Source organism: Arenibacter flavimaris, assembly GCF_030291335.1.
GTDB lineage: Bacteria > Bacteroidota > Bacteroidia > Flavobacteriales > Flavobacteriaceae > Arenibacter.
In genome coordinates this window covers 69969-87816 of the sequence record NZ_JASWIM010000004.1, presented here as the reverse complement: position 1 = coordinate 87816, position 17848 = coordinate 69969, and the positions used below count along the sequence as shown (strand labels likewise).

Annotated in this window: 26 protein-coding genes; 10 read left to right on the top strand and 16 right to left on the bottom strand. The window is 36.2% G+C overall.

Annotated elements, in window-relative coordinates; all coding sequences use genetic code 11:
* Positions 1-188 precede the first annotated feature (188 nt).
* Positions 189-1475: a site-specific integrase gene (locus QSE00_RS05035; protein ID WP_286105109.1), complete on the top strand. Its 1287-nt coding sequence runs from the start codon at positions 189-191 to the stop codon at positions 1473-1475.
* Between the two features lie 867 nt (positions 1476-2342).
* Here the strand turns inward: QSE00_RS05035 and QSE00_RS05030 are convergent.
* The 15 genes from QSE00_RS05030 to QSE00_RS04960 all read right to left on the bottom strand — a co-directional run bounded on the left by QSE00_RS05030 (position 2343) and on the right by QSE00_RS04960 (position 11518).
* Complete coding sequence (locus QSE00_RS05030; RefSeq protein WP_286105108.1) at positions 2343-3197, bottom strand: SDR family oxidoreductase; 855 nt, start codon at positions 3195-3197, stop codon at positions 2343-2345.
* Positions 3198-3262: 65 nt separating this feature from the next.
* A complete protein-coding gene (locus tag QSE00_RS05025; RefSeq protein WP_286105107.1) occupies positions 3263-4024 on the bottom strand; it encodes a helix-turn-helix transcriptional regulator in 762 nt (253 codons plus the stop codon).
* 202 nt (positions 4025-4226) lie between these two features.
* Positions 4227-4637 carry a DUF6157 family protein gene (locus QSE00_RS05020; RefSeq protein ID WP_286105106.1) on the bottom strand — a complete coding sequence of 137 codons (411 nt, stop codon included), beginning with the start codon at positions 4635-4637 and terminating at the stop codon, positions 4227-4229.
* Positions 4637-4990: a nuclear transport factor 2 family protein gene (locus QSE00_RS05015; protein WP_286105105.1), complete on the bottom strand. Its 354-nt coding sequence runs from the start codon at positions 4988-4990 to the stop codon at positions 4637-4639. Before QSE00_RS05015 ends, QSE00_RS05020 begins: the two co-directional genes overlap by 1 nt.
* A gap of 470 nt (positions 4991-5460) precedes the next feature.
* Positions 5461-6153, bottom strand: a complete 693-nt coding sequence (locus QSE00_RS05010) for a formylglycine-generating enzyme family protein (protein ID WP_286105104.1) — start codon at positions 6151-6153, stop codon at positions 5461-5463.
* The gene (locus tag QSE00_RS05005) at positions 6150-6512 is read right to left on the bottom strand and encodes a DUF4180 domain-containing protein (protein ID WP_286105103.1); all 363 of its coding nucleotides are present in this window, start codon (positions 6510-6512) and stop codon (positions 6150-6152) included. The genes QSE00_RS05010 and QSE00_RS05005 overlap by 4 nt, the downstream gene beginning before the upstream one ends.
* A 68-nt stretch (positions 6513-6580) precedes the next feature.
* Positions 6581-7438, bottom strand: a complete 858-nt coding sequence (locus QSE00_RS05000) for an IS3 family transposase (protein ID WP_286105102.1) — start codon at positions 7436-7438, stop codon at positions 6581-6583.
* On the bottom strand, positions 7438-7809 hold the full coding sequence (locus QSE00_RS04995) for a transposase (protein WP_286105101.1): 372 nt from the start codon (positions 7807-7809) through the stop codon (positions 7438-7440). Before QSE00_RS04995 ends, QSE00_RS05000 begins: the two co-directional genes overlap by 1 nt.
* A gap of 158 nt (positions 7810-7967) precedes the next feature.
* Positions 7968-8159: a hypothetical protein gene (locus QSE00_RS04990; protein WP_286105100.1), complete on the bottom strand. Its 192-nt coding sequence runs from the start codon at positions 8157-8159 to the stop codon at positions 7968-7970.
* A 117-nt stretch (positions 8160-8276) separates the two neighbouring features.
* Positions 8277-8876 carry a hypothetical protein gene (locus QSE00_RS04985; protein ID WP_286105099.1) on the bottom strand — a complete coding sequence of 200 codons (600 nt, stop codon included), beginning with the start codon at positions 8874-8876 and terminating at the stop codon, positions 8277-8279.
* 41 nt (positions 8877-8917) lie between these two features.
* The gene (locus QSE00_RS04980) at positions 8918-9307 is read right to left on the bottom strand and encodes a VOC family protein (protein ID WP_286105098.1); all 390 of its coding nucleotides are present in this window, start codon (positions 9305-9307) and stop codon (positions 8918-8920) included.
* A gap of 317 nt (positions 9308-9624) precedes the next feature.
* A complete protein-coding gene (locus tag QSE00_RS04975) occupies positions 9625-10089 on the bottom strand; it encodes a GNAT family N-acetyltransferase (RefSeq protein ID WP_286105097.1) in 465 nt (154 codons plus the stop codon).
* A 184-nt stretch (positions 10090-10273) separates the two neighbouring features.
* The gene (locus QSE00_RS04970) at positions 10274-10765 is read right to left on the bottom strand and encodes an SRPBCC domain-containing protein (protein WP_286105096.1); all 492 of its coding nucleotides are present in this window, start codon (positions 10763-10765) and stop codon (positions 10274-10276) included.
* 1 nt (position 10766) lies between these two features.
* Positions 10767-11084, bottom strand: coding sequence for an ArsR/SmtB family transcription factor (locus QSE00_RS04965; protein WP_286105095.1), 318 nt, complete (start codon positions 11082-11084; stop codon positions 10767-10769).
* Between the two features lie 5 nt (positions 11085-11089).
* Positions 11090-11518 (bottom strand): SRPBCC family protein, encoded by a 429-nt coding sequence (locus QSE00_RS04960; protein WP_286105094.1) that lies wholly within the window; start codon positions 11516-11518, stop codon positions 11090-11092.
* Between the two features lie 129 nt (positions 11519-11647).
* On the opposite strand from QSE00_RS04960, the gene QSE00_RS04955 reads away from it, so the two are divergent.
* The gene (locus tag QSE00_RS04955; protein WP_286105093.1) at positions 11648-12037 is read left to right on the top strand and encodes a hypothetical protein; all 390 of its coding nucleotides are present in this window, start codon (positions 11648-11650) and stop codon (positions 12035-12037) included.
* Between the two features lie 215 nt (positions 12038-12252).
* On the opposite strand, the gene QSE00_RS04950 is transcribed toward QSE00_RS04955, so the two are convergent.
* A complete protein-coding gene (locus QSE00_RS04950) occupies positions 12253-12582 on the bottom strand; it encodes a winged helix-turn-helix transcriptional regulator (protein WP_286105091.1) in 330 nt (109 codons plus the stop codon).
* Between the two features lie 97 nt (positions 12583-12679).
* Between QSE00_RS04950 and QSE00_RS04945 the strand changes: the two genes are divergently transcribed.
* From QSE00_RS04945 to QSE00_RS04910, 8 genes are all read left to right on the top strand, one after another.
* Positions 12680-13105, top strand: a complete 426-nt coding sequence (locus QSE00_RS04945; RefSeq protein WP_286105090.1) for a DUF6194 family protein — start codon at positions 12680-12682, stop codon at positions 13103-13105.
* Between the two features lie 256 nt (positions 13106-13361).
* Positions 13362-13814 (top strand): MarR family winged helix-turn-helix transcriptional regulator, encoded by a 453-nt coding sequence (locus tag QSE00_RS04940; protein WP_286105089.1) that lies wholly within the window; start codon positions 13362-13364, stop codon positions 13812-13814.
* Positions 13815-13826: 12 nt separating this feature from the next.
* Positions 13827-14240: a VOC family protein gene (locus QSE00_RS04935; RefSeq protein ID WP_286105088.1), complete on the top strand. Its 414-nt coding sequence runs from the start codon at positions 13827-13829 to the stop codon at positions 14238-14240.
* A gap of 17 nt (positions 14241-14257) precedes the next feature.
* Complete coding sequence (locus QSE00_RS04930; RefSeq protein WP_286105087.1) at positions 14258-14632, top strand: DoxX family protein; 375 nt, start codon at positions 14258-14260, stop codon at positions 14630-14632.
* A complete protein-coding gene (locus tag QSE00_RS04925; protein WP_286105086.1) occupies positions 14625-14996 on the top strand; it encodes an iron chaperone in 372 nt (123 codons plus the stop codon). Before QSE00_RS04930 ends, QSE00_RS04925 begins: the two co-directional genes overlap by 8 nt.
* Positions 14997-15045: 49 nt before the next feature.
* Positions 15046-15489, top strand: coding sequence for an NAD(+)--rifampin ADP-ribosyltransferase (gene arr / locus QSE00_RS04920; protein ID WP_286105085.1), 444 nt, complete (start codon positions 15046-15048; stop codon positions 15487-15489).
* Positions 15490-15661: 172 nt separating this feature from the next.
* Complete coding sequence (locus QSE00_RS04915; RefSeq protein WP_286105084.1) at positions 15662-16585, top strand: PLP-dependent cysteine synthase family protein; 924 nt, start codon at positions 15662-15664, stop codon at positions 16583-16585.
* A gap of 867 nt (positions 16586-17452) precedes the next feature.
* A complete protein-coding gene (locus tag QSE00_RS04910; protein ID WP_286105083.1) occupies positions 17453-17788 on the top strand; it encodes a single-stranded DNA-binding protein in 336 nt (111 codons plus the stop codon).
* The last annotated feature ends 60 nt before the right edge of the window (positions 17789-17848 follow it).

Sequence of the window (17848 nt, the reverse complement as noted above, 5' to 3'; positions counted from 1 at the left end):
TAATGTATTAAAAACCAGAAGATTAATATTTTCTGGTTTTTTTTATATCCAATTGAAAACAAGGGTGACGATGTCCTATACGATGTCCTATTTTTGTCGGGCAGGATTTCGTAAATTGCACATCCTGATTCGATTTTTCGTGTGATTTGACTTTCGCTTAACGGATTGTTCCACTTAAAGCGAAACATATGAAAACTTCTAACTCGTTCAGTATCAACTTTTGGCTAAAAAAGACGGCCAAAAAAAAAGACGGACAGATTCCCATCTACGCCCGCGTCAGATTTGAGGGCAGATATTCGGACATCAGTGTCCATAGATCGACATCTGAGGAATGTTGGTGTCCTATTTCTGGTAAAATCGACCATCGGGTCAAAAGTGCCAATAGTATCAACAAATACCTTGACGATGTACACGCTAAACTATTGGAATGTCATAGGCAGTTATTTGCAGAGGGTACGCCGATTACTTCACAGGCCATCAAACTGCGGTATCTGGGAAAGGACAAGCCCTTCAATACCCTTGGGGACATTATCCGATATCATCGTTCCCATGAAACCTCCAGACTTGAGAAAAGTACGGTCAAAAACTATGCTGCCACCGAGGAGTACCTGAAACGGTTCATCAAGAAAAAATTCAACGCCGCCGATATTGGCCTTCCCTTTATCGACTATACGTTTGTCATCGGGTTTGAGAACTACCTCCGTAGCTGTTCCCCGATCCAGAAACACAGACCCTTGAACAATAACGGGATCATGAAACATATGGAAAGGTTCAAGAAACTGGTGGGCATTGCCCATAAGTTTGGTTGCGTGCAACAAAATCCCTTTGGCTTCTATAAAATGAAGTACGAGGAGTACGACAGCGATTTTTTGGAAGAACATGAGATAAGAAAAATTGCGTTGCTCAAGGTACCGGAAGCCGGGATTGGGTTGGTCAGGGATATTTTTCTTTTTGCATGTTATACAGGGCTGAGTTACATTGAGGTCAAATTGTTGATGCCAAAGGATATTGTAAAGGGTATCGATGGCGAACTTTGGATCAACGTTAGGCGTAAAAAGACCAAGACTCCGGTGAGAGTGCCACTTCTTTTCCAGGCAAAAGAGATTTTGGATAAGTACTCGGCCCATCAGAATTTGGGAAATGGAGATTTTCTTCTGCCCGTATATTCCAATCAAAAATCCAACGGATATCTGAAGGCCCTGGCCAGACGGGCTAAGATCGACAAACATTTGACCTTCCATGTTGCCCGGCATACCTTCGCTACGACCATAACCTTAATGAACAACGTTCCATTGGAAACGGTTTCAAAGCTATTGGGACATACCAAGCTCTCCACGACCCAGCGATATGCCAGGGTAGTGGAGAAGAAAATCAGCAAGGATATGGGAATGTTGAAAGAACTGTTGGATAAAAAAAGGGAAAACCACCCAATTCAAAATAGAGACGGGTTTGCTCCTTTAAGGGTAATAAAGTAAGGCAATATATTCATGGAAACAAAAGCTGAACAGGACGGAACAGTAAAGAGAGACTGCGGGCCTTAAAAAGGGAGCACAGGACAAATTCACCAATAAATCCCACTATATACCAGTATTTTAAATCTTTACTTTCAGACTAAAATTTGTTTTTTCCAATATGCAAATATTAGAAAAATCAAAATGTGCTAAGATTAGCAAATATAATCGTGGTAAAATTAGTAAATTCAACCGTCATTACCATTTTTTGGGATATGTAGGTTTGCTTTCCATTACCGGGTAAGCTTTTTTACACTTTCAGCACTTAAATTTCTAACAACATTTATTTCTGTTAAGCGGATGATTGGTTTAATGAAAGATTGACTTTTTGAGTTATCATGTTAGATTATAATGTAGTTTAACGTTTGAACATAACATAAGCGTTTTTGATAACCACCAATAGGAGGGAGATGAGAATAATAGTTTTTAATGAACTTATCATGGCTTGTCATTTATTGTTTCCAATTAAGATTTCCATTTTTGTCGAACATTTCGATAGATGGATTCCCTAAACTGTCAACCTTTAAGATAATTCTTGGTATCTCGTTGGCATCTTTCATAATCAGAGCGGTATTTCCGTTTTCTGTTATCAGGTTAATTCTATTAATATTGTGACCTGGTTTGCCTGACAAGTCTTTGTCATTAATAATCAAACCGGCTTTAAAATAATTATCCTCTTTATTATCCTGAGCGAGAACACCAACAGCATCGGCATTTTGATAGTCTAAAGCTATAACATTTAAATTTGTGGTTTCATTATTAGTTATGGCAATACCTCCTCGTTCATCACCGATTTTATTCCGCTTAAATGCATCTCTTTAAACAACATAGTTACAAGCTCCTTACATACTTGCTCAAACTTATCGGTTTTCTACCAAGCAATTTTTCAAGTGAATCCGATGTAAATGAAAATTCACCCGCTTTAATCCCGTTTGCCATACTTACTAATAAATCTGCTACTTCAACAGGCATTTGATAGCTCATCAATTCTTCTTTAAAATCGGTATCCGCAATGTCAATGTGCTGAATATTCATTTTCTTTTCAGCGTTTATTAGCTGTGCCAATTCGGCAAATGAATACGCTGTATTTCCTGTGATTTCATAGGTTTGGTTTTGGCGTGTGCGTTCGGTCAGTACGTTTGCAATGGCTTCTGCAATATCAGTCCTTGAAACAAAACTTACTTTTCCTTTTCCAGATGGATAACGGATTTCGTTGGTCTGCAAGGCGTTTCCAATCAGTTCGGGTATGGCTTCCATATACATACTGTTTCTGAAAAACGTGTAAGGGATATTTGTTTTCTTTATCAGTTCTTCCGTGTGGTATTGCGTTTCCGTTCCTTGAAAAATAGTGTTCGGTCGGGCTTGTACCATACTTGTATAAACAATGTGCTTTATGTTGTTTTTTGCCATTGCATTTACTACATTTTTTTCCTGCTGTTTGGCTGTCTCCACATCTACCCCAATAGTAGAAATCTGTAATACTTTTTCTACACCTTTAAAGGCTTGTTTGAGTGTTTCATAATCGTTGTAATCCGCTTGCCTGATAATTACTCTCTGTTCCTTAAAATCGTTTATCGTTTCGGGATTTCTCACGATGGCAACAATGTTTGTCGGTGCGACTTTCTGCAATAAAAATTGAATAGTCGCTTTTCCCAAATGTCCGTTTGCTCCTGTGATGGCTATCATAATTATACTTTTCCTGCAAAGTTATCAGCCTGTTTTGTCTTAAAATTGGATAAAACCGACAGCCATTAAACCTTCCATTCAGGAAAATTCGCAACTTGTTCGTTGGCCTTGTCTATAAAATGCTTCGGGCTTGTTCCTGCAAACTCCTTAAAATCCCTGATAAAATGCGATTGGTCAAAATAATCGTTTTGATAAGTAATGTCTGTCAACTTATTAAATTGGGTTTGACGTATGTTTTCCAAAGCGGATTGAAAGCGGTTTATCCTTGCAAATAGCTTGGGAGAGATACCAATGTGCTGTTTAAAATACCGTTCCAATGAACGTTCGGATAAGTTTAGTTCGTTTTGTATGTTCGGTAAGCTCACGCCTTTTTGTAGTTGGGTAGTTGCAAAATTTACTTTTTCGTTTTCCGCTTTTCTTTGTTCAGCCTGTTGTATCAAAAAGGACGATAACAATTTAATTCTTTGTTCGGCAGTAGCAGTATTTAAAAGTTGGTCGGTTATATTGATTTTAATCAGTTCGTTGATGTCAATATGTTGGTTGGTCAGTTCGTTTGCATCTATTCCAAAAATAGATTTTAATGCAGTAGGTTGAAAATAAATGCCAATGTTACGGAAAGGTTGTACTGCTTTATGTTCTGTATATCGTGTCGTTTGTCCGTACAAAAATAACTGTGGTAGCTTTTTATTACCTTTATCAAGAAATGCTTTTTTGTTCTCTTGAAAAATTAGCCCTGGCAAGCCGTCCGACATTATTTTAAAAGTCTTTTCCGAAAAATTTAAAATTTCGTCTTCCAATATCCAAAAGTATCTAACGTACTTTCTCAATGATTCTATCGAATATATTTGTTGATAGTTCACTTTGCCAGTACTATTTTTGTTTGCAAGGATGATTGATAAATAATCGCTAACGCTATATTAGTAAGGAGTCACTCATGGGTTAAGTTCAACATTTGAAACGAATTTAAAGTCTTGATTTTAGTATTGGATCTCCTTTACTTTTAGCGTTTAGATGTTTTCAGTTTTGTTTTTATCGTTTTGACCGTACAGCTTTTATTTTTTTCAATTTCTCGTCAGCAATATACTTTTCGTATTCCAGAGTTTCTACTCCATAAATTGCAATTTTCCCATTACCATCAAAATGAATTCCAAAGCCATATCTTTTGGCTAAAGGAGACGTTCTCAAACAAGCTTGTCCTTTGGAGAAAAAAAGTTCTCTAGCTTCTTTATATTCAGTTTTGGTCAAATCATTTCTATCTGCGAATACCATAAATAATATGTCATCAGAGGTATACTTGTATGGATTTTTCGCAACTAGCTCAAATTGAATTTCTGCAATAGTTCTTTTTTCTTTAGCAGGAGGTTTTGTCCCACATTCAGCCTTTGAGTCTTCTGAAACTTCTATAAAAGTGTCAAAATAATTTGTCGTATGAACCTTCATTATCCTAAATTATAAAAATGATTTTCCTGAATGATTTTACCATTCTTCCAACGCTGAACCGATATTTGTTTGTAATCAAGTCTGCCAAACATTTTATTGGTAAAAATGTAATGCCAATGAGCAACAGATAAATTTTCTTCAATAATTGTAGAAAGTAATTCAAGTTTTTCAACTTCTGAATTGGAAATAAAATTTTCAACCGCCTTTCGGAAATTTTCCATTCCTTTGGTTGGTTCATTACTGTTGTCTGTTGAAATAATTTCTTGGTCATAGAACTTATCAACAGCTTCAATAAATTTATACTGCTGAACAAGAGAGTTAAACTCTTTTACTGTTTCTGTGAATGTTGTCATTTTAATTGTTTTTTGTGTGTTTCAAAGGTCGTCCTACAATGACCGCTAACGCAGCGCTATGTGTAGTCCGCGATATTTTATGGAAATATAGTGAAAACCTTTTTTGGTTTTCGACGGTATTGGGAATAAAATGTGGCGGTCCAGATTACATATAGTGACTTGATATGTTGCGTTGGTTTCTTCCGTTAAGCGTCGTTCTTAGAAAAAGTACCCTTATCCTACGGTTTTATGTGATCTGACATAGCGCTGCGATGATGTTGCATTTCCCTTTGTGCGGGAATCGAGGTACGAGATGTAGCACATAGGGTCGACGTAGGAGAATGCAACATCATCGGTCTCGTGTATGAGCAGTAGCGGATTTCAACCCACTAAACTGTCAGTTAGCACCGACCTTTGGTTTATAGTTTTACGTTTCAAAATAGCACTGAACTCGCTATTGCTTATACACATCTTTGTTAGCGGGTCGTTTTTTATTTGTTTTTCACAATTCTAAATCCCAAATCGTCAATTTTGAATGAAAAAGGATGGCTTCTTCTTCGAGTTGTCGCCATAACACTTCTTTCTTGGTCGCACCATCCACCACCACGGAATACACGATAAGAACCGTAAACAGTTTCATCATAAATATCCGTACACCATTCCCAAACATTTCCCAACATATCGTACAGTCCCCAATTATTTGGCATTTTTTGTCCGACTTCTTGCGTGTGATTATTGGAGTTTTCTTTAAACCAAGCGATTTCACTCAATACTCCATATCTAATGTCTTTGGTTCCTGCTTGGCAAGCAAATTGCCACTCTGCTTCTGTTGGCAATCGAAATCCATTTGCTTCTGAATTCAGCGTTACAATTTCAGTGACCAAATCAATTTCATAGCATTTATCTTTTCCTAAAGATTCAGAAAGAGTGTTACAAAAACTTACTGCATCAATCCAAGAAACTGTTTCAACCGGGAGCTTGTCGCCTGGAAATGTACTTGGGTTTTGATTGGTTACTGTTAAATACAAATCTTGTGTTACCGGATATTTTAAAATGAAAAACGATTTAATCTCTGTTGTCCATTTTTCTTTTATTCTGTCATCACGTAATTCTATTGTTCCTTTTGGAATTTGAATCATTTGCTCAGCAATAATTGCTTCTATGTCTATCTTTGTAACATTCACTTCCCTGACAATTTTGTAAATGCTTCATTCGTTGATGAAACAAAGCTAATTTGGTTTCCCTTATTGCTTTCATAAACGAAATCTTTCAGGCTCTTGCTATTGAATGTCGAAAAATCTCCCACAATAGCCAATTGAACACGATAAGTTGAAAATTTTTGAAGGATTTCTCCCGCCATTCGATTTTTGAGTTCAAAAAAGTCTGGAGTAATATTTTTTTGATGAATGACAATTTTATCAAATCCTTGATAGTAAACGTTCCCTAATAAATTCAGTCCATCATCTACGTTGTTTATGAGGATTTGTTCTGATGAAAGTTCAGCAATCTTTATGTTATTTATCTCGTGTGTATTTGTTTTCATTTCAATCTCTGGCGTATGTTTTTTTAAATGTCACGTCCTAAAATACGGCTACAGATTAATATTTGTTTTTAAGCGGCATATTGATGCACGTAATTAGGTGTTTTATACTTTAAAGATAAATGTAATCGTTTAGTGTTGTACAATTTGATCGCATTTTTGGTCGCTTTCTTAGCTTGAACGACACTGGCAAAAGTTTGGTCGAGATAGAATTCATCTTTGAGTATTCCGTTGACCCTTTCTGCTATTGCGTTTTCATAGCAATGGTTCTCTTCGGTCATACTGATATCTATCTTCTTTCTTTTTAAAATTTGCGTATAAATATTGCTGCAGTATTGAATTCCCCTGTCAGAATGGTGAATAAGTTGCTTTGTGTTTTTAGCATTGTAAATTGCTTTGTTCAGTGCCCTTACACAGCCTTTTAGTTCCAGACTGTCACTTAGGTCATACCCGACTATTTTACGTGAGTACATGTCCGTGATCAAGGCCAGGTAACAGAATCCTTTAATGGTTCTGATATAGGTGATATCTGAGGCCCAAACTTGATTTGGCCTGTTGATTTTCAGGTCTTTTATGATGTTCCCGTATTTATAGAACCTGTGATGGGAGTTGGTGGTTCTAGAAGAATATTTTTTTCTTCTTATTAGCAACCCGTTCTCCCTTAGGATACGGAACAGTTGGTCCCTACCGATTTTCAGGTGTTGCCCTTGAAAGTCTTCATGTAGGGACTTGATCAGTTTCCTGGTTCCTTCCCTGGGTAGCGTTCTTCTACTTTTTCTAACGAGCCCGACAACGGTCTGTTCCATCTCTTTTTTAGTGTTATAGCGTTTATGGAATTTGTAATAGGCATCTCTTTTTAAGGAGAAGGCATCACAAATAGCCTCGATCGTGAACGGTCTGTCCTTTCTGTTTTTAGGAGCTGTTTTCATTAGGGCTCGATGTTTAAGTTTTTTTTTAATTCTTCTACATCTTTGTAGCCAAGCTTACTGGCCGCTACTTTGAGATAACTGTCATCAATAAGCTTATCGAGGTCTTTCTTTATGAGAAGTTCCTTTAGCTGTTTAAGCTCTTTTTGCAGGGCTTTGATACGGCTTAGTTCATCATCTGTTTGCACGGTTACACGGGTGTTCATTAAATCCTTGCGATCATACTTTTTGATCCATACGTTTATAGTACTGGATTGTATACCGTAAGTTAATGCAATTTGTCTTTTGGAATGGTTTCCTTTGGAAAGTTCTGCCAATACTTTGAGTTTAAAGCTCTCGCTATAACGTCTCACATATCCATCATTTTTATACATATACATTTGGTTTTTTGTATACATATTTCAGGACGGGTCAAAATGCCCGCTAACGGTAAACTGTATGAGTAGTGGTGGATTTGCGTGCAATTTTCCGTCCATATTTTTTTGCATTCCGTCAATACTTTCGGTTTGATTGTGGTGGAAGCCTTGTTATATCAATTATTTGTTGATTCTATCTGTTCTTTTTCAATCAAATTTAAGGCAATTTGCAACGCTTTAATTCTACGTTCAAGTAAAGTTTGTTGAGAAGAATTTTCCTTTAAATTAGGTAGTGCTTTTTCACATTTGCTTAGAAGTGACATAATTGCAACATTGGCTTCATTCAATTCTTCTTTTCTATGATTCATTTTTGATAATCTTTCGTATGTTGTTTATTACGAACAAGTTGAGCTGAAAAAAGTTTGTTTTTCAGCTTCCATGATTTCCTCTTTGTTCATTTTTATTTTGTTGATACTACAATGATTTTATTGTTTCCAATTAACATTTCCATTTTTGTTGAACATTTCGATAGAAGGATTCCCTAAACTGTCAACCTTTAAGATAATTCTTGGTATCTCGTTGGCATCTTTCATAATCAGGGCGGCATTTCCGTTTTCTGTTATCAGGTTAATTCTATTAATATTGTGACCTGGTTTGCCTGACAAGTCTTTGTCATTAATAATCAAACCGGCTTTAAAATAATTATCCTCTTTATTATCCTGAGCGAGAACACCAACAGCATCGGCATTTTGATAGTCTAAGGCTATAGCATTTAAATTTGTGGTTTCATTATCAGTTATGGCAATACCCCCTCGTTCATCACCGTTTTTATCATAAAAAATAATCCCTGCTGGATTAACTGCCCTTTGAAATGTTTTACCATTGATAATGGGAGGCGGAATATTATCCATATTGGAAATTACGATTCTGTTTTTCCCGTTTTTGTCTTTAATGTTAATCCTTTCAGCGTCCATAAATCCATCTGAGCCATTTAGTAGTATGAAACTTAAAGCGGTTAAGAGTGCGATATTGAATACGACAAGTGTATAAAACGGAATTTTAAAAGTTTTTGATGTTGTTTGCATGGTTTAAAAATGTATTTAGATTGATGATGTATGCTGCTTTTTTATCCTTCGTATATGTGAAATTCTGTTACCGTTATAAAATAGCCATCGGGGTCTCTGAACGAGAATTCCTGTCTGTGTGAATTTTTATTTAGGTGGATTTCTTCTTCAATACTCCATTCGATTTCTTCAAGGTTATGCTTCACTTTCTTCCAATCAGAAGTCCTAAAATAAAGTAACAAGCCATTTCCTGCTGTTAAACTTTGGTCTTTCATCGTTGGGTGACCGTCCCTTTCCCAAGCGTGCAGACAAAGCACAATTTCATTGTCCTTATTCGTCAGAACGGAAAAATGGTCTCCACCGTGTGTAATGTTGAATCCAAATATATTTCTATACCATTCAGCACTCACTTCAACATCTTTTACGGCAATTATTGGGTCAAGTTTTGTCATTTTGTTTTCTATTTATTGTTTATGGCGGTGTTCGTTGTTTTGTTAAGCTTTAACAGCAGGCATGATTTTTCAAATGTAATAAATCAACGATTCCTGAAAAGTGTCACCTTAAAAACTAGCTTTGGGCAAACCTTTATTGAAATCGGCCGATAGCACTTTCGTTATAACTTTTCAGCTTCCGTAGGTTAAAGTATAAGAACTCAGTGCATTGTTATTTTTACTATAGGACTTCGTGAATATAAATATTTGAGAGGCGAACTCCGTACCTATTTAGGAGCGGAGCCGTCTACTAGATTGTGCTTTTGTGCTTTTTAATCTTATTTGTTCAACGTATAATAGAAGTGAACCACTTGCTCTTCTCTTGTAGGATTAGTTTTTCTATAAAAATCAATCGCATAATCATCAATCTTATCGGCTTGCACAAATACTTCTTCAAATCCTTTCTCTTTATAGAATTTATTTACTTCTGCTATGAGTTTCTTACCGATTCCGTTTCTTTGAAGATTTTTGTCCACTGCCAAGTCATAAATGTATGCGAGAGGTTTTTCTGAATAATATTGATCCAAAACGTATGTTGTTAAACCACCCACAACTTTGTTATCATGTAAAGCAACAAAAACATCAAAGTTGGTACGATTAAGAAGGCTTTGAAGATGCTTTGAGTCGGGAATTGAAAAATCTGTCATCTCGAACACATATTCAAATAATTTGACAAGTTCAACAAATTCTGTCAAGTTGGTTTCTTCAAGTCTTTTAATCTTTACTAGTTCTATTATACTCATTTTATAATGTCAATCTTTATTATTTTCTCGCATGTCACAATGGTCTAGTATAACCGTCAGTTACGGCTATATTAAGTGAAAAATTTCAAACAAGGCACATAATTCAAGTAATTCCGAGTGGATTCGGACGAAGTCGAATCCGCCATAGTTGCGGTTATACATCTTAAGTTAGCGGTAGTTGTTTTTATTTCAGTTTCCATTTTTTAACTATGTCTGCGTTAAATCCGTCTTTTTCTTTTGGGTTTGGTTCGCCTTTTCCTGTTGAGATTAAATTGTACAGACTTTTGTTGATGTAATTACCCCAGGCGTCATTGCAAACCTCAAAACATTCGTCCTTTGGTGTCAGTCCATCGTGAGTGAATTTGATTTTTGTCTGCTTACTGTTTTCATCAATTTCAAAGATTAGTTTTGTGTCAACCCATTCGGCTTTGTCTTTCGTAAAACTAAAATGATTGTCAATGATTTTGTATACCAATTTCTCGTTCGGAACTTCTTCTATAAGTTTTATTTTGCACAAATGAATGTCCTTAAAGTGGTAGAGAAAGGTTTCGCCCAATCTATCCGTATTTCCTTCAATATCTTCAGACCACCAATCACGAAAATTTTTGATTGCTTGAAAAACAGAATTTGGTTTTTGCTTCACAACGATTGTTGTTGTATAATTTCCTGTGTTCATTTTACTGATTTTTGTTCATTAACGTATCTAATCTGTTCAGTTTGTTTTTCCAAAAGTTATCAAAGAAACTCAACCAATTTTGAAGCTCAATAAATCCATCCTGTTTTAGTTTGCAATGTCTTTCCCTGCCAATATTTTCAATGGTTATGAAGCCACTTAATTCCAAAAGTTTTATATGTTTTGAAATTGCAGGACGACTTATTTCAAAGTTTTCCGCTAAAGAATTTATACTCTGACTTTCGGTTGAAAGTAGTAGTAAAATTTGTCTTCGGTTGCTATCTGCAATGGCGCTAAATGTATCAACTTGTTGAAAACTCATTTGACCTATTGATTGTTTAAATGATTGATGATTTTCTGAATATTTTTTCCCCAACCATCTATCATTGCCGTATAAATTGCAAGATTTTCGCCTGTAAACCCTCTATGTATTAATTGTAATTCTGTTCCGCTTTCTTTTTTAATCAAAGTCCACTCCACGACTGATTTTAGGTTGAAAGTTCCATCTCCCGAACCTGCATTCCAAGAATAAATTAGCTTTTTCATAGGGGTTATTTCTAAAACTTTGCAATGAAAAATCCCATCACAATTGAATTGGGGTAGTGGATTTGTTCTGAAAGAAAATTCGTGATTTAGGACAGGTTTAAAATTAGTTGGCATAAGCCATTTTTCTAATAATTCTGGATTTGTCAGGTATTCCCAAACGTTTTCGACCGAATTTGGGAAAAAGTAGGTTTGCTTAATGTCCTGTGTCATATTTATGTAACTTTTTGGTTACGCAAATATATACGTAACTTTTTAGTTACACAAATTTTATTTGAATTTGAGTTTAAAATTGATGAATTCGGTGCCCTCAAATATTGTTTAACTAAAAATTTCATTATCATGGAAACAAAAGCAAAGTCGAACGGAGTAGCAAAAAGACAAACTGCGACCGTTAAAAAGGAAGTACAGAACAAGTTGACCAATGAGTCCATTGGAAAAACAGTAGCACCTGAAAAGCCGGTTATCAACTTGGACGACCGCATCCAAAAGTTCGAGAAACTACGTGGGTTGGCCACGCAACGTGAACGGTTGACCGAAACCTTGAACGAGCTTACAAAGTTCAATTATAATCAGGATGGTTCGTGTTCTTTCCACATTCGGGATTCCAGAAACTTGGAGTTCAAGACCACCAACTCCAATCTGATAAAGTTGGTCACTACGCATTTACAGTCTACTTTGGAACAGCGTAAGGCCGAAATTGAACAAGAAATTGTACAACTCGAACTTTAATCTTAAAAGTTCATTAAATGTGAAAGCCTGCTCCAAAAGAGCAGGTTTTTCTTTTTATTCATACCTCCACAGTTTATTAACTAGAAAAGTGCTTGAGACCACTTATATCTGCGAGGTAATCCTTGTTTTGATTTTCTAATAGCACCCTACTTCGTTGGGAGGGGAAGGCTACAAAAACAGTAAGGCTGCAACCGTTAGGGTTATTCCTGAAGAATTCACATATTATTTATGGCCCAATTCTGAATTTCTTTGATTACCGGCAGTAAAGTCATGCCTTTTTTTGTTAGAGAATATTCCACAGTTGGAGGAACCGTTGCGTAAGCCTTTCTGTTAACAATTTTTCTTGATTCAAGTTCTTTAAGGGTTTTAACCAACATTCTGGTATTAATCCCTTCTATTGCCCGTTCCAGTTCTTTGAATCTCAATTTACCGGCCATTAAAGTATTTATTACGGTCATCGTCCATTTACCTGAAATCAAATCCATCGCTTCTTGAAAAGGACATTCCAATAATTTTTCATTATTTTTTTCTTGATTAACCTGCATATTACTTCATTACTTTAATTTTGGTCACTACTATACATATTGGTAACTACTTGTGAAAGTAAACTTATAATTTGAAATTTGTAAAAAAATATTAATTATGGAAGTAGAAGAAATTCAAACCTACATACTCGACAATTTTGAAAATATAAAGCTCTCATCTGCTGATGGCAATTTGTTCTTCATGCATCCTAGTAACGACAAACTTCCTTTTGTTACAATACTTACCAAAGATGATGAGTATGACTCTGTGTCAAACCTTGATAGAGAGGGTTTTTATCGTTTAAATTTTTGTATGGACAAAGAAATTTTTAAATCAAAATTTGGAAACCTTACTCATAGAAAAGGGCTTGAATCCTATATGGATGTGGGAATAGATTTTACAAAAGAGGACACGCTATTGCCCCACCCTACCTATGGTTCTATGAACTGGGTCTGTGTTGTTAAACCTTCAAAAGAGTTGTTTGATTCTATAAAGAAATATTTGAAATCATCATTTGAGACTTTAAAGAGAAATAAAAATTAAACGTAGAAGAAAAACAACCGCTAATATCATATAAAATAGGCGATTTGTTGTTGAGTTCAACTTTGGTAGAAAACAGTAGTTTATACCTAACTGAAAGTTACGCACCCCTTAACCGCCTAATTTTCACACACTATCCGTTATCTGGCACTGTAACACCACATAGACACTTCAAGCGACAGTAAATTATTTTTTAAAGACAAATGCAGAAATATTATTTATCTTTGCAACTAAAATACTTATCAAATAAGTTATATATATGGGGACGAATTCAGTAATAGAGTTAAGAAAAGCTGGGCAGCAATACACGTTTGCTTCACTTCAAATGCATGAAACTATTGCTAAATCAGTAGGGTTTTCAGCGACAGACCATAAATATCTTGGGTTTTTCCTGCAAAAAGGCAAATTGACTGCTGGTGAACTAGCCAAACTATCAGGATTAACAACTGGTGCAGTTACAGGTCTAATAGACAGATTTGAAACAAAAAAACTTGTGAAAAGAGAATTTGACGCAACTGATAGGCGGAAAGTATTTATCGTTCCATTCAAAGAAAAAATAATGAAGCTGTTTGAGCCGTATTACAAAGATTTTCAAGAAGAAACGGAAAAACTAATTGCAACATTTTCAAGAGATGAAAGAAAGATTATTCAAGACTTCTTTGAAAAGTCAATCAAATTAATGAAAGATACACACAACATGTTTAACAATTAAAACCTATAAAAAATGAAACAAGTATTTATCAATCTTGCCGTAAAAGACCTTCAAAAATCAATGGATTTTTACGCCGCATTGGGATTTACAGTTAATCCTCAATTTTCTGACGACTCAGGAAAATGCATGGTTTGGAGTGATAATATTTTTGTAATGATTTTGACGCATGAAAAGTTTAAATCGTTTGCAACCAAGCCCATTGCAGATACAAAGTCGAATTTAGCAGGACTTTTTTCACTGTCTGTTGACAGCATAGACAACATGAACAAAATGGTTACCAATGGACTTAATTCAGGAGGAACCGAACCAAATGAAATGCGTGACTATGGATTTATGCAACAGCGAACCATTGAAGATTTAGATGGACACACTTGGGAAGTCTTCTATATGGACATGAGTAAATTTCCTAGTGAAACTAATTCATGACTTAAATAAAGTATAAAATGAAGAAAAACAGAATTATTTTTTGGATTACAACAAGTATCATCTTTTTATGGGAAGGGTTGATGCCGTTAAGTACCTTACTGTTTGCACCCGAATATATTAATGCCGGGACAAAACCTTTAGGTTATCCTGACTATTTCGCTTACGCATTAATTATCTGCAAAGTCTTAGGAGCAACAGCGATAATGTTACCAAAATTACCAAACAAATTGAGAGAATGGGCTTATGCAGGTTTGACATTCAACCTGATATTTGCTGTAATCAGCCACATTGTAGTGGATGGGAATATCGGCTACATTTTAACTCCAGTAGTAATCGGTGGCATACTTACAATTTCGTACATATATAACTCAAAAATTAAAACAAATGGCTAAGACAGACTACAAAACAATTGACGAGTATCACCGAGTTTTTGCAGGCGACACTCTCAAAAGAATGCAAACCATTCGTGAATTAGTGCACGAGGTTGCACCTGAATCACAAGAGGTTATCAGCTATCAAATCCCTGCTTTCAAATTAGGCGATAAATATCACTTAATTTACTATTGTGCATTTTCAAAGCACTTGACTATATCAAGTCCTTGGAGCGAAGCAATGCTGAAAAAATTTGAAGTGGAATTGAAGGATTATAAGGTTTCAAAGTCAGCTATTCAACTTCCTCTTGACAAGCCTTTGCCCATAGATTTAATAAAAAGAATTTTGAAGTTTAGGAAAAAAGAGTTTGAAAATAAGAAATAGCAAACCAACTAAAGATACCTGTAATCAATAGATATATAGTACATTAGCTATGAAAAGCAATGATGAAAAAATAAACGAACAAGGCGCAACAGCTTTTGCTCAAACTTATTTTCACGGAACAAAAGCCGATTTAAAAATTGGCGACCTCATTGAAGCAGGTTTCAACTCAAACTTTGGGCAACGAAGAAAGGCAAAATACAATTTCTTATCCGCAACCTTAGATGCAGCTATTTGGGGAGCAGAACTTGCCTTAGGTGATGGACAGGAAAGAATTTATTTAGTGGAACCAATAGGTGAGATTGAAGACGACCCAGATTTAACAGATAAAAAGTTTCCTGGAAATCCAACAAAGTCCTATCGTTCAAGAGAGCCATTTAGAGTTGTTGGAGAGATTACAATTTGGCGAGGACATCCGGCAGAACAAGTTAGAGCAATGAAGGAACATCTTGAAAAACTTAAGAAACAAGGGGTTAACTCACATAATGACCAATAAAAGGAAAACCACGACCCGCTAACATTGTGCAGGTGTAATGTGGGCTAAAGTGCAAAAATTGAACGAATTGAATATTAACAAACATAAAGGTCAATCCGAAAGCGAAGCACTTCTAATGCCACACTACTATAAACAAAACCGTGCCGTTAACAACAATTATGAAAAGAATTAAATGGAGGGAATAGGAAATACACCACTTATAAAATTGAAATATCTAACAGACTCAGATAGTGCTGATGTTTATGTAAAATTTGAAGGGGCAAACCCTACTGGAAGCATGAAAGACAGAATGGCTCTTTCAATGATTGAAGGCGCTGAGAAAAGAGGTGAGTTAAAGGCAGGAGGAACGGTAGTGGATTATACTGGTGGAAGTACTGGTAGTTCTTTGGCAATGATATGTTCTGCAAAAGGCTATAAAGCTCATTTTGTTTCATCGGATGCCTTTGCGGAAGAGAAGTTGCAAACAATGAGGGCTTTTGGGGCCAAACTAGATTTGGTTCCAAGTGAGAATGGAAAAATTACAGCCAAAGTAATTGATAATGCTATTAAAAAAGTCAGAGAGATAGCAAAACAGCCTAACACTTTCTATACCGACCAATTTAAAAATGTTGATAACCGAAATGCATACCATAAAATGGCACATGAGATAATGTCTGTTTTGGGGACAAACATAGATGAGTTTATAACTGGTGTGGGAACAGGCGGTTGTTTTTCGGGAAATTCAGAAATATTTAAAAAGGAAATCCCTGGAATTAGATGTATTCCAATAGAACCGTACAATGTGAGAACTTTGACCGGCGGAGATACAAGTGGAACACATAGACTTGAGGGAATGGGAGCCGGATTCATTCCAGAGATATGCAGAATGGATTTGGCTGACGAGATAATTTCAGTAAAAGATGAAGACGCTTACGAGACTGCCAGAAAGTTAGCAAGACTAGAAGGTATATTTGGAGGAATCACATCTGGTTCAAACGTTTGGGCAGCCCTACAAAGAGCAAAGCTAATTGGAAAAGGGAAAACCATTGTAACTGTGATTTGCGATTCGGGTTTAAAGTACCTAAATGGAGATTTGTATAAAATAAAAAATGTGTAAAACAAAGATGGTAACCGTTGCACAGGCCCCTGACTGGCCATAGAACCGATTAATATGAGCCCTTTTACAGGGCTTTTTTCTTGTCGGCTCAGAAGTTGTAATTCAATTTTTGATACTTCAGGGAATTTGAGAATTGGATACAGATTTTAAACAGAAAAACGCTGTGCAACATTGTAGCCGTAATTATTGCGGATTCGAATCGGTTGGTTATAGGAGACCATTGTGTTGTTCTATGGCTCATCCGGAATAAAGATTAAGCAAATATCTTAAATTCCTTTTTTTGGATTTTCATTTACTAAACCCTTCTAATAGATTTATGGATGAGCACTTTTTTCCCGAGTCCATAGTGAAATTGAGTCCGCTTCTTGAAAATCGGAAAGCCAAAGCTTCGGTTTTCTTCACAGGATTATCGGCAAAGCCTACTTGGGCCTTTGCTCGATAATCCTTAAAAACCTAGCTCTGTCCTGTACATTTTAAGGGGTTTATAATGGATAAAGCCTTTGTCGTTTTTCGGGGCATCGAAAAACGGGCACAGTATAACCAATTCCAATCCAAATTCCATCCCCTACACTCGCTTAACTGCCTGTACGCTCCCTTGTGGACGGCTTTTGGAAGAATTGCTAATACTCTTATGGAACTTGTCAAGACCATAGCAGGTTTCAGTGAAAAATAAGGTTTCTACTTCCTTGAATCCGCCGAAAAGGCGGATTGCTACGTCTCAGACACTCCTGATTTGTTCCCTAAAAGTCTTGACAAAACCCACTTTATCCATTAGTGCCATGCACGCAAGAAATCAAACAAACACCCCTTAAAATTTAATCACGATTGAATGGAAAAGGGAATTATTAATCTTTTAAATATTTAGTTATGAGCAGTATTAAAAATCATGTACAGTTGATCGGGAACGTAGGGCAGGAACCGACCGTTACGAACCTTGAAAGTGGCAAAAAAGTAGCCCGTCTGTCATTGGCGACCAATGAGTATTACAAGGACGGCAAGGGCGGAAAACAGACCGACACCAATTGGCACACAGTTGTCGCTTGGGGCAAGGTTGCCGACATCATCGAAAAGTTTGTCGATAAGGGCAAGGAAATCGGCATCGTGGGCAAGTTAAAGACCCGAACCTACACTATGGACGATGTCAACCAACGCTATGTTACCGAAGTTGTAGCCGATGAAATCCTATTGATGGGCAACAAGTAGAAAAAACAAAGAGGGCACTAAAACCAGTTTTCAATTAGTGTGTGCCCTCTTTTCATTATC

What these genes read in the sequence shown, in the direction of transcription:
- QSE00_RS05020 (WP_286105106.1), bottom strand. Translation starts at nt 4,637, where the DNA reads ATGAAGGTTCATACGACAAATTATTTTGACACTTTTATAGAAGTTTCA.
- QSE00_RS04930 (WP_286105087.1), top strand. Translation starts at nt 14,258, where the DNA reads ATGAAGAAAAACAGAATTATTTTTTGGATTACAACAAGTATCATCTTT.
- QSE00_RS04985 (WP_286105099.1), bottom strand. Translation starts at nt 8,876, where the DNA reads ATGCAAACAACATCAAAAACTTTTAAAATTCCGTTTTATACACTTGTC.
- QSE00_RS04925 (WP_286105086.1), top strand. Translation starts at nt 14,625, where the DNA reads ATGGCTAAGACAGACTACAAAACAATTGACGAGTATCACCGAGTTTTT.
- QSE00_RS05035 (WP_286105109.1), top strand. Translation starts at nt 189, where the DNA reads ATGAAAACTTCTAACTCGTTCAGTATCAACTTTTGGCTAAAAAAGACG.
- QSE00_RS04975 (WP_286105097.1), bottom strand. Translation starts at nt 10,089, where the DNA reads ATGAGTATAATAGAACTAGTAAAGATTAAAAGACTTGAAGAAACCAAC.
- QSE00_RS04945 (WP_286105090.1), top strand. Translation starts at nt 12,680, where the DNA reads ATGGAAGTAGAAGAAATTCAAACCTACATACTCGACAATTTTGAAAAT.
- QSE00_RS04955 (WP_286105093.1), top strand. Translation starts at nt 11,648, where the DNA reads ATGGAAACAAAAGCAAAGTCGAACGGAGTAGCAAAAAGACAAACTGCG.
- QSE00_RS04980 (WP_286105098.1), bottom strand. Translation starts at nt 9,307, where the DNA reads ATGACAAAACTTGACCCAATAATTGCCGTAAAAGATGTTGAAGTGAGT.
- QSE00_RS05030 (WP_286105108.1), bottom strand. Translation starts at nt 3,197, where the DNA reads ATGATAGCCATCACAGGAGCAAACGGACATTTGGGAAAAGCGACTATT.
- QSE00_RS04965 (WP_286105095.1), bottom strand. Translation starts at nt 11,084, where the DNA reads ATGAGTTTTCAACAAGTTGATACATTTAGCGCCATTGCAGATAGCAAC.
- QSE00_RS04950 (WP_286105091.1), bottom strand. Translation starts at nt 12,582, where the DNA reads ATGCAGGTTAATCAAGAAAAAAATAATGAAAAATTATTGGAATGTCCT.
- QSE00_RS04915 (WP_286105084.1), top strand. Translation starts at nt 15,662, where the DNA reads ATGGAGGGAATAGGAAATACACCACTTATAAAATTGAAATATCTAACA.
- QSE00_RS04935 (WP_286105088.1), top strand. Translation starts at nt 13,827, where the DNA reads ATGAAACAAGTATTTATCAATCTTGCCGTAAAAGACCTTCAAAAATCA.
- QSE00_RS05015 (WP_286105105.1), bottom strand. Translation starts at nt 4,990, where the DNA reads ATGACAACATTCACAGAAACAGTAAAAGAGTTTAACTCTCTTGTTCAG.
- QSE00_RS05005 (WP_286105103.1), bottom strand. Translation starts at nt 6,512, where the DNA reads ATGAAAACAAATACACACGAGATAAATAACATAAAGATTGCTGAACTT.
- QSE00_RS04910 (WP_286105083.1), top strand. Translation starts at nt 17,453, where the DNA reads ATGAGCAGTATTAAAAATCATGTACAGTTGATCGGGAACGTAGGGCAG.
- QSE00_RS04990 (WP_286105100.1), bottom strand. Translation starts at nt 8,159, where the DNA reads ATGAATCATAGAAAAGAAGAATTGAATGAAGCCAATGTTGCAATTATG.
- QSE00_RS05000 (WP_286105102.1), bottom strand. Translation starts at nt 7,438, where the DNA reads ATGAAAACAGCTCCTAAAAACAGAAAGGACAGACCGTTCACGATCGAG.
- arr (WP_286105085.1), top strand. Translation starts at nt 15,046, where the DNA reads ATGAAAAGCAATGATGAAAAAATAAACGAACAAGGCGCAACAGCTTTT.
- QSE00_RS04970 (WP_286105096.1), bottom strand. Translation starts at nt 10,765, where the DNA reads ATGAACACAGGAAATTATACAACAACAATCGTTGTGAAGCAAAAACCA.
- QSE00_RS04960 (WP_286105094.1), bottom strand. Translation starts at nt 11,518, where the DNA reads ATGACACAGGACATTAAGCAAACCTACTTTTTCCCAAATTCGGTCGAA.
- QSE00_RS04995 (WP_286105101.1), bottom strand. Translation starts at nt 7,809, where the DNA reads ATGTATAAAAATGATGGATATGTGAGACGTTATAGCGAGAGCTTTAAA.
- QSE00_RS04940 (WP_286105089.1), top strand. Translation starts at nt 13,362, where the DNA reads ATGGGGACGAATTCAGTAATAGAGTTAAGAAAAGCTGGGCAGCAATAC.